At 50.2% G+C, this 273-nt stretch carries 1 protein-coding gene; it reads left to right on the top strand.

What is annotated here, in order from left to right; all coding sequences use genetic code 11:
- The coding region (locus CWS31_RS17715; protein ID WP_170252936.1) for a hypothetical protein at positions 1 to 273 on the top strand (273 nt) is incomplete at both ends.

Raw genomic sequence — 273 nt, 5'->3', positions numbered from 1 at the left:
CGATTAATGGCACTGCGGGTGCTATCACGGGTGGTGTTGATGCAGATACCTTTACTATTGGCACAGCGGGTATAACGGGGGCGTTAGTTGGCGGCCTTGGTGATGATATTTTCACAGTAAGTGGTGCAACTACCGGACGTATCGCGAGTATTTCAGGCAGAGATGGTGATGACACAGTTAGCTTGGATAATACGGGCGTAGTAAGCGGCGCGATTTCGGGTGGGGATGAAACGTTAAAAGATACGTTTAACCTTACGGCAACCGACGGCAGTT

It is taken from the genome of Colwellia echini, from assembly GCF_002843355.2.
Taxonomy (GTDB): domain Bacteria; phylum Pseudomonadota; class Gammaproteobacteria; order Enterobacterales; family Alteromonadaceae; genus Colwellia; species Colwellia echini.
This window is presented reverse-complemented; position numbering and strand designations above follow the sequence as displayed.